The 9457-nt window shown below is 44.8% G+C and carries 12 protein-coding genes; all 12 read right to left on the minus strand.

What is annotated here, in order from left to right; all coding sequences use genetic code 11:
- Positions 1-2457 (minus strand): calcium-binding protein (locus Q338_RS10530; RefSeq protein ID WP_282916244.1); only part of this gene is annotated, 2457 nt, incomplete at its 3' end.
- A 1519-nt stretch (positions 2458-3976) separates the two neighbouring features.
- Complete coding sequence (gene rpsQ / locus Q338_RS10540) at positions 3977-4240, minus strand: 30S ribosomal protein S17 (protein ID WP_034295176.1); 264 nt, start codon at positions 4238-4240, stop codon at positions 3977-3979.
- A complete protein-coding gene (gene rpmC / locus Q338_RS10545) occupies positions 4240-4431 on the minus strand; it encodes a 50S ribosomal protein L29 (protein WP_034295178.1) in 192 nt (63 codons plus the stop codon). The genes rpsQ and rpmC overlap by 1 nt, the downstream gene beginning before the upstream one ends.
- Positions 4431-4847 carry a 50S ribosomal protein L16 gene (rplP, locus tag Q338_RS10550; RefSeq protein WP_034295180.1) on the minus strand — a complete coding sequence of 139 codons (417 nt, stop codon included), beginning with the start codon at positions 4845-4847 and terminating at the stop codon, positions 4431-4433. Before rplP ends, rpmC begins: the two co-directional genes overlap by 1 nt.
- Positions 4831-5532, minus strand: a complete 702-nt coding sequence (rpsC, locus tag Q338_RS10555) for a 30S ribosomal protein S3 (protein ID WP_034295182.1) — start codon at positions 5530-5532, stop codon at positions 4831-4833. Before rpsC ends, rplP begins: the two co-directional genes overlap by 17 nt.
- Positions 5533-5541: 9 nt before the next feature.
- Complete coding sequence (gene rplV / locus Q338_RS10560; protein WP_034295184.1) at positions 5542-5871, minus strand: 50S ribosomal protein L22; 330 nt, start codon at positions 5869-5871, stop codon at positions 5542-5544.
- 8 nt (positions 5872-5879) lie between these two features.
- A complete protein-coding gene (gene rpsS, locus Q338_RS10565; protein ID WP_009119027.1) occupies positions 5880-6158 on the minus strand; it encodes a 30S ribosomal protein S19 in 279 nt (92 codons plus the stop codon).
- A 5-nt stretch (positions 6159-6163) separates the two neighbouring features.
- Positions 6164-6997: a 50S ribosomal protein L2 gene (gene rplB, locus Q338_RS10570; protein ID WP_034295189.1), complete on the minus strand. Its 834-nt coding sequence runs from the start codon at positions 6995-6997 to the stop codon at positions 6164-6166.
- A gap of 2 nt (positions 6998-6999) precedes the next feature.
- Entirely contained in the window at positions 7000-7314 is a 315-nt protein-coding gene (gene rplW, locus Q338_RS10575) for a 50S ribosomal protein L23 (RefSeq protein ID WP_172540009.1), read from the minus strand.
- Positions 7311-7931: a 50S ribosomal protein L4 gene (rplD, locus tag Q338_RS10580; protein ID WP_034295194.1), complete on the minus strand. Its 621-nt coding sequence runs from the start codon at positions 7929-7931 to the stop codon at positions 7311-7313. The genes rplW and rplD overlap by 4 nt, the downstream gene beginning before the upstream one ends.
- Positions 7931-8578 (minus strand): 50S ribosomal protein L3, encoded by a 648-nt coding sequence (rplC, locus tag Q338_RS10585; protein WP_034295196.1) that lies wholly within the window; start codon positions 8576-8578, stop codon positions 7931-7933. Before rplC ends, rplD begins: the two co-directional genes overlap by 1 nt.
- Positions 8579-8712: 134 nt before the next feature.
- On the minus strand, positions 8713-9300 hold the full coding sequence (locus tag Q338_RS10590) for a recombinase family protein (RefSeq protein WP_034295198.1): 588 nt from the start codon (positions 9298-9300) through the stop codon (positions 8713-8715).
- Between the last annotated feature and the right edge of the window lie 157 nt (positions 9301-9457).

The following is a 9457-nucleotide window of genomic DNA, read 5'->3' on the forward strand; positions in this document are numbered from 1 at the left end:
GGTATCTTGCCCAAAGTTTTTAGCAAAAACATAGACATCACTACCATCGCCAGCATTCAGGCTGTCGTTGCCTTCGCCACCATTGAGCGTGTCATGACCTTGACCACCGTTCAAACCATCACTACCAGCACCACCATTTAAGGTATCATCGCCATCTTCGCCAGACAAATTATCATTACCAGCACCACCATTTAACACATCATCACCAGCACGACCATACAAATAGTCATTGCCATCATCGCCATTCAATGTGTCGTTACCTTTGGCACCATACAAATAATCATCGCCAGCCCCAGCAGAAATCAGGCTGCCTGAATCATAAGCGTACAAATTATCGCGACCATCTGTGCTTTGTTGTACCATTTCTTTAATATTATCAACAGTTAAAGTTGTGCCATCTTCAAAAATGATACGGTTAATTTGATAATCATCGGCATAGAAGAAATTGGATACGGTAACTTGATTATCACCCTCTTTGGTTTGAATCAATAAATTATTGCTATTGCGTGTGAAAGTTAAATCGGCTTGTTTAATGCCATCGGTAAAATAAATCGTATCCACATCGTCCTGATTGCGACTGCCATTACTAATACTAACCGATTTAAAATCACGACCCAAAACATAAACATCTGAACCATAGCCGCCTGACAAATGACTATTCTCCCCTGCGCTGGCAATCAACACATCATCGCCATCATTACCAGACAAATAGGTGTAAGAGCTATTTTGCAAACCCACATTTTGCAACACATTATTCTCTTTATCGCCATGGGTTTTGCTTAACAGGGCAACTGTGTCTTTACCCAATTCAGCCAACAGACTATCCAGCGTACCTGCGCTGCGTGCTTCATCTACATAACGCTTCATCAATGTGCGACCTGCATACCAAGTCGGCACATTGCCATACGCCAAAAATTCACCCAAATCCACCAATGCTTTTTGTGGATTGCTGGCATGAACTTGCTCAAAGGCAGCCTGAAGCGCAGAGAAATCCCACACCAATTGATTACCTTCTTCCAATCTTAAGGCAATTTCAGCAACATAAGGCTTCAAGCGAGTTTGGAACAGCAAGGTTTGATACACAGACGCGCTGACATCAGCATATGTTTTATTTGCCAAATCAACCACTTTTTTCGCATCATCATTGCCAGTAATATACAATTTCTGCGAATCCATGCCTGTTAAAGCATCTAATACCGCAATTTTTTCACGCGAAACTTCCAAAGCCTGCTTGGTTTCATCAGATACTTTTACAGACTGATTAATAATTTGAGCAGCCTGCGTAGGCGTTAAGCCAATCCCCTCATTTTGCGTTTGCACCCATGCACTAGAAAACGCAATCTCATAAGTACCAAAACGATTATCTGTTTTCGCCCACTCCACTAACAACTTGTCTAATAAACCAAATTGTGCTGATTTGGTTTCTGCTGCACTATACTCTTTTACCACAGCAGCCAACGTCTCCGACCCCACCGCAGCCTGATTCAAATCACGCACACGACCCATGCCCTGAACATTGGCAGACAAAAATTGTGCCAAAGTCATCTCAACGCGGTCTTTAAACTGACTATACAAAGGATTGGTATCAAACAACAAATCGCCCATTTTACCTTGCGAACCATCTGCCTTGTCATACGAACCCAATTGCGCCAAACGGTTTTTGTTGCCCAAATCTTCATTGACATCTTTATACGCCACATTCAGCGCAGCAATGCCCAAAGTGTCTAAACCATGCAACTCATCTGCTTGGCTCACACCATCTTGATTATCATCTTTCCAAACTTTCAGGCTGCCAAATGCTTCATCAGTCGCATCCACTTTGCCATCTTGATTGCTATCCAAATCCGCCAATGCTTCAAAACCATGTGCGGCTTTTTCGCCATTTTTCAGGCGCGTTTCATCGCCGAAAATTTCTGTGCCATTGTCAATTGTGCCGTTGCCATTTAAATCGCGCACGAGCAAACCATCGCCTTTGGCAAACCAAGCAGTTGCCGTGCGAATGCCATCGCCATTAAAATCAAACAGGCTGCCTGAAAAACCATTTGCCGCCACCGCTTGAATGCCATTGCCATCTAAATCCAACACAAGCGGGTCTACAATATGGTATTTCGGTCCATTTGGGCGCACCCATGGCAAGGCTACGGGTACGCATTGGCTACCATCATCATGATGAGTGGGTTTTTTTGCGGTGGGCATTGGGAAAGGCAATTTAATGCGCGGCATTTGTGGATAGCGCGGATGATTAGGGTCTTCCCAAGGCATAGGAATTCGCCCACCTGGATAATCGGCTGGGTTTGGGTATTTGGTGGGCGTGGGAGATGGTGAACCATCGGGAGGTAGTGGCGCACCATCGGACGATGGTGGGAGACCATCAGGCGGTATTGGCGACCCACCATCAGATGATGGTGGAGTTTGGGAAGGTGTTGGGGTATCTTCGTTTGATGGTGGAGATGGCATTGGATACGTTGGATAAGACGGAAATTGTGGATTTTGTTGTATATGTACTACTTCATCACCATATACCTCTCTGTTCGCATCCAGTGCAGCTAAATATAAACTAGTTGTTGCATATGGAATAAGGTATGCTCCAAACATTGCAGCACCAACAGTGAATGGAGCACTTGCTGCAGCTCCTAAAGCAGGAGCTGTTCCTGCCTGAGTTGTAGCAACAGATACTGCTGAACCTGCTGATAATAAACCCCCTACACCACCTAAATTTGCTTCCATAGGAATAGTTGTAGCTTCCATGCGAGATTTAAAGCTCTCACGAAATACTTCAGCAAATGTTTTTTTATTTGCATCTGACATAATTTATACCTCATAGAAAGATTAAAACAAATTTACTCACTACTTGAGTTTTTGCGCCATAAATAGATTTTATATGTAAAAATGCAACCATATATTACTAATATGATTGATTTCATGGCTAAACCAACATTCAAAAAAATATAAATCATAAAAAATAAATAAAATATAGAAAGTAATTTATCTTTCATAAAATTTATTCCTATAAGAAAAATCCCATTTTTCAATCAGCCAGCCAGCGTAGGGTGGGTGCTCACACCCACGCGTTCTGTGTTTCCCCTTAAATCATCATTTCCCATTCAAAACCCCTTTCAGGCAGCCTGAAATCCAATTTCACATTGATTAACACAATCTTTACTTTGTGTAATGCTGTGTAATGTAATTGACCTATCCTGTTTTTGTCAAGTGGTTTTACATTGTGCTTGGCTTGTAAAATACCCCGATATTTCAATCAGCTGGTTTTCAGGCTGCCTGAAATATCGGGGTGGAATTGAAATTGGGTAAATATTGGCTTATTTCTTATCAAATCTTTATTTTTCAATCATCTGAAGTTTCAGGCAGCCTGAAAAATACAAATTTATTGGGAAAATGTGGAACGCGTGGGTGCGAGCACCCACCCTACGCTTGCTTTTTTCCATGACATAACATTAAATCCTCATAAAATATATGACTAAAAAATTAACTTTTTCGTAAAAAATCAATTAAACCAATTAAAGCAATACCAAATATTATAAACATAACTACTTGAGCAATTACACTTGTTGCTTCTGAAGCCAGATTATATAATAAATAAGATATCAATATAAAATATATTATTTCATGTATCTTTCTTTTCATGTAATACCTCACCAAATAGTTAGTGTAGGTCGGCTCTCCGAGCCGACATCTATTTTGAGCGTTCACTAAATCCCCTTTCAGGCAGCCTGAAATCCAATTTCACATTGATTAACACAATCTTTACTTTGTGTAATGCTGTGCAATTTATTCCCCTATTTTATTTTTGTCAAGTGATTTTACATTGCACTCTCGCTAAAAAATGCCCTAATATTTCAATCATCTTTGTTTTCAGGCTGTCTTTGCGCCCCAAAATCAGGCAGCCTGAAACACAAAAAAGCGAAGTTCACAGGAAAAAATCCTGCAAACTTCGCTTTTGATTTTACTGTTCAGTCAATTAAACAGTACGCGCTTTTTCAACCAACTCTTTTACCACCCAAGCTTTGGTTTTAGACAAAGGGCGAGATTCTTCAATCACCACAATGTCGCCAATGCCATATTGGTTTTGCTCATCATGAGCGTGGATTTTGGTAGAGCGGCGAACAATTTTACCGTACAAAGGGTGTTTTACTTTACGTTCAACCAATACAGTAACGGTTTTGTCCATTTTGTCGCTGACCACTTTGCCTTGCAAAGTACGAACAATTTTTTCAGTACTCATTATTTGGCACCTTTCTCGGCAATAATGGTTTTCACACGAGCAATATCGCGGCGCACTTGCTTAATCGCGCTGGTTTGACCCAACTGACCCGTAGCATGTTGCATACGCAGACCGAATTGTTGTTTCAGCAAATCAACCAAAACTTCGTTCAGTTGCTCAACTGATTTTTCTTTCAATTCATTGGCTTTCATTATTTACCCACCTGTCTTGTTACAAAGGTTGTTGGGATAGGCAATTTAGCCGCAGCCAAAGCAAACGCTTCACGCGCCAAAGACTCAGCCACGCCGTCCATTTCATACAACACTTTACCGGGTTGGATTTCGGCAACATAGTATTCAACCGAACCTTTACCGCCACCCATACGCACTTGAATGGGTTTAGCCGTAATCGGTTTATCGGGGAATACGCGAATCCAAATGCGACCACCACGTTTGATGTGGCGCGTCATCGCACGGCGAGCCGCCTCAATTTGACGAGCAGTCAAACGACCACGACCCACAGCTTTCAAACCAAAATCGCCAAAGCTAACGGTGTTACCGCGTGTTGCCACGCCCGTGTTGCGACCTTTGTGCTGTTTGCGGTATTTCAGTCTAGTTGGTTGCAGCATTGCGACCTCCTTTACGGTTGTTGCGGCGGTTTTCGCGTTGTTCAGGCTGCGCTTGAACTTGACCTACTTCGCCTTTGTACACCCATACTTTCAAGCCCAAGATACCATAAGTGGTCAAGGCTTCGCTGGTAGCATAATCCACATCAGCGCGTAAAGTATGCAACGGCACACGACCTTCACGATACCATTCGCTACGCGCAATGTCCGCACCGTTCAAACGACCAGACACCATGATTTTGATGCCTTTTGCGCCAGCGCGCATGGCGTTTTGCATAGAACGTTTCATTGCACGGCGGAATTGAACACGTTTTTCCAATTGTTGCGCGATACCGTCAGCAATCAATTGCGCGTCCAATTCAGGTTTGCGGATTTCTTCAATGTTCACATGAACCGCCACGCCCAGCAATTTTTCCAAATCGCGTTTCAATACTTCAATGTCTGCGCCTTTTTGACCGATTACCACACCAGGGCGAGCCGTGTGAATGGTAATGCGTGCAGATTTAGCAGGACGCTCAATCACGACACGGCTAACAGAAGCATTGGCTAAGCGTTTACGCAAATATTCGCGTACATCAATATCTTGTTTCAAAACGGCGGCAAAGTCGGTGCTTTTGGCAAACCATTTTGAAGACCAGTCTTTATTGACTGCCAGTCGGAAACCAACTGGATGAATTTTTTGTCCCATGGTTATTCCTTAGTTGCCTACCACCACGTTGATGTGGCAAGTTTGTTTTTCAATGCGGTTACCGCGACCTTTGGCACGCGCTTGGAAGCGTTTCAGGCTGGGTCCTTTGTCCACGAAAATCGTTACGACTTTCAATTCATCAATGTCGGCACCGTTGTTGTGTTCGGCATTGGCGATGGCGGATTCCAACACTTTTTTAATCAATTCAGCACCTTTTTTGGGGCTGAATGCCAAAATGTTCAGGGCTTGGGCAACGTCTTTACCACGAATCATGTCTGCCACCAAGCGGGCTTTTTGAGCAGAAATGCGGGCGTTGTTATGTTGTGCAGTTACTCTCATGTTTCACCTTATTTTTTCTTGGCTTTTTTATCAGCCAAATGACCTTTAAAGGTACGGGTCAATGAGAACTCACCCAATTTATGACCGACCATGTTGTCGCTGATGAACACAGGCACATGTGTGCGACCGTTGTGTACAGCAATGGTTAAGCCGATGAAATCAGGCAAAATGGTAGAACGGCGCGACCAAGTTTTGATTGGACGCTTGTCGTTGTTCGCACGAGCCGCATCTACTTTTTTCAATAAGTGCAGGTCAACGTATGGACCTTTTTTCAATGAACGAGCCATGTTAATTAACCTTTGTTAGAGTAGCGGCGGCGAACAATCATATTGTCCGTGCGTTTGTTGTTACGAGTGCGATAGCCTTTGGCAGGAGTACCCCATGGGCTAACGGGTTCGCGTGCTTCGCCTGTGCGACCTTCACCACCGCCATGTGGGTGGTCTACTGGGTTCATCACCACACCGCGTACGGTTGGGCGAATACCACGCCAACGGTTGGCACCTGCTTTACCGATTTTTTTCAGGCTTTGCTCTTCGTTGCCCACTTCACCGATGGTGGCGCGGCAATCAACGTGAATGCGGCGAACTTCGCCAGAACGCAAACGCACTTGGGCGTAAATGCCTTCTTTTGCCAACAACACTGCAGAAGCACCAGCAGAACGCGCGATTTGTGCGCCTTTACCGGGTTTCATTTCAATGCAGTGAATGGTGGTACCAACAGGAATGTTGCGGATTGGCAAAGTGTTGCCCACTTTGATGGCGGCTTCTGCACCGCTTACCAATACTGCACCTGCCTGAATACCGCGTGGGGCGATGATGTAACGGCGTTCACCGTCTGCATAGCACAACAATGCGATGTGTGCGGTGCGGTTGGGGTCGTATTCAATGCGCTCTACTTTGGCAGGAATGCCGTCTTTATTGCGTTTGAAGTCCACAACGCGGTAATGGTGTTTATGACCACCACCTTTGTGGCGCGTGGTAATGTGACCGTTATTGTTGCGACCTGCGGTGGTTTTTTGTTTTTCCAACAAAGGAGCGTAAGCTGCGCCTTTGTACAAACCTTCAGTTACCACACGCACCATGCCGCGACGACCTGCAGAGGTCGGTTTCATTTTTACGATAGCCATGCTTATTCCTTATCTGCAGCGGCTGCGGCTGCTTCCAAATCCAGCTCTTGACCTGCAACCAAGCTAACATAGGCTTTTTTCACATCGCTGCGGCGACCCAATGTGCGACCAAAGCGTTTGGTTTTGCCTTTGGTGGTGGTGGTCATTACAGAGGCAACCTGAACATTAAACAACAATTCTACTGCTGCTTTGATTTCGGTTTTGGTTGCGTCTTTCAATACTTTGAAAACCATTTGGTTGCGTTTTTCAGCCAGCATATTGCTTTTTTCTGAAACAATAGGAGCCAAAATCACTTTCATTAAACGTTCTTGGTTCATACCCATTGCTCCTCTAATTGTGCAACAGCGTCCTTAGTCAGCACCACTTTTTTGTAGCGCAACAAGCTGTAAGGGTCGGTTTGCGTGGCTTCCAGCACCAATACATTGGGCAAATTGCGTGAAGACAAGTACACGTTTTCGTCCAATTGTTTGGTGATGAACAAAACTTGTTCCATGCCCAAATTTTTCACTTGTTCAGCAAATTCTTTGGTTTTGGGTGTCGCGGCAGACAAAGTGTCAATCACAAACAAACGCTCATCGCGTACCAATTGAGACAAAATGGTTGCCATGCCTGCACGGTACATTTTGCGGTTCACTTTTTGTGTGAAGTTTTCATCGGGTTTGTTTGGGAATGCGCGACCACCTTTACGCCACAATGGTGATGAGGTCATACCAGAACGGGCGCGACCTGTACCTTTTTGACGCCAAGGTTTTTTGGTAGAGTGTTTCACTTCGGCACGGGTTTTTTGGGCGCGGTTGCCTGAACGGGCATTTGCCAAATAAGCCGTAACCAGTTGGTGAACCAATGCTTCGTTGTATTCACGGGCAAACAAGGCATCAGAAGCGGCAACGCTGCCTGAAACTTGACCTTGTGCATTAATCAGTTTCAATTCCATTACGCACCTGCTTTCTTCACGCTGTGGCGAACGACCACGTTGCTGTTTGCTGCACCAGGAACGGCACCTTTAACCAACAACAGGTTGCGCTCCACATCAACACGAATGATTTCCAAGTGTTGCACGGTAGATTGGGTGTTGCCGTATTGACCTGCCATGCGTTTGCCAGGGAATACGCGACCAGGGTCTTGCGCCATACCAATGGAACCAGGCACGCGGTGCGAACGGGAGTTACCGTGAGAGGTACGTTGTGCGCCAAAGTTGTGGCGTTTGATGGTACCAGAGAAACCTTTACCTTTGCTGGTGCCAGTTACATCAACCAACTGACCTGCTTGGAACAATTCTACGGTAACAACATCGCCAGCTTTCAATTCAGCCGCTTTTTCTTCAGAAACCACAAACTCGTGCAAACCGCGACCAGCTTCCACGCCAGCTTTGGCGAAATGACCTGCTTCGGGTTTATTCACACGATTTGCTTTTTTCTGACCAAAGGTAACTTGTACGGCGGTGTAGCCATCAGTTTCTTTGGTTTTTACTTGGGTAACGCGATTGGCAGTCAGCTCCAACACGGTTACAGGGATAGAACCACCCTGTTCGGTGAATACGCGAGTCATGCCAATTTTGCGTCCAACCAGACCTAAAGCCATGATTTTTTTCCTTGTTAATTAAGGGATTGCCTACGATTGGGCAATCTTTCGGACATAAAAATAAACTTGGTATTGCTACCAAGTCCGCTACTATAACACGTTTTTCAGTTGAAAGACAAGAAAAACTTTTGATTTTAAGTGAAAATGTGGCGGAAAATATTTTCAGGCTGCCTGAAAATACCCAAAATGGTTTTAGGCGTAACATTGTGCATTTTGGCTATGTCTTTGGCGGTAATGCCTTTATCGTACAACTCTCTGATTTTTTGTGCTTCTTTTTCAGTGAAAACGGATTTTCGTCCGCCTTTGCGCCCCCTTGCACGAGCAGCCATTAAGCCCGCTTTGGTGCGCTCGCGAATCAGCTCGCGTTCAAATTCTGCAAAGATGGCAAACATTTTAAACTGCATATTGCCCACTGCAGAACTCACATCTATGCTTTCACGTAGGCTTTTGAAAATCACACCTTTGTCTTTAAACTCATTTACGATTTGAACCAAGTCGGTCAAACTGCGCCCCAATCTGTCCAAGCTGGTAACAATCACGGTGTCGCCATCGCGCACCATTTGGCGCAACTTAATCAATTCGGGGCGGTCGGTGTCTTTGCCCGAAATGGATTCTTCTAAAATTTGTTCGCAGCCAGCCTTGATGAGCAGAGCCTTTTGGCTGTCCAAATTTTGGTCGGTGGTGCTAACGCGGGCGTAGCCGAATGTGATGTTTTTTGCCATATTGGTACAAGAAGAGTGGGGCTGAGAAATAGCAGGTGTACCCAGCGCATTCTTCAGGCTGTCTTTCAGTACACGACAAAAATAACAGTAGGGTGCGCCGTGCGCACCAAATCCACCACAATATTTAAATTATTCAGTCATTTGGTGCGCACGGCGC

The sequence above is a fragment of the Alysiella crassa DSM 2578 genome, assembly GCF_000745955.1.
Taxonomy (GTDB): domain Bacteria; phylum Pseudomonadota; class Gammaproteobacteria; order Burkholderiales; family Neisseriaceae; genus Simonsiella; species Simonsiella crassa.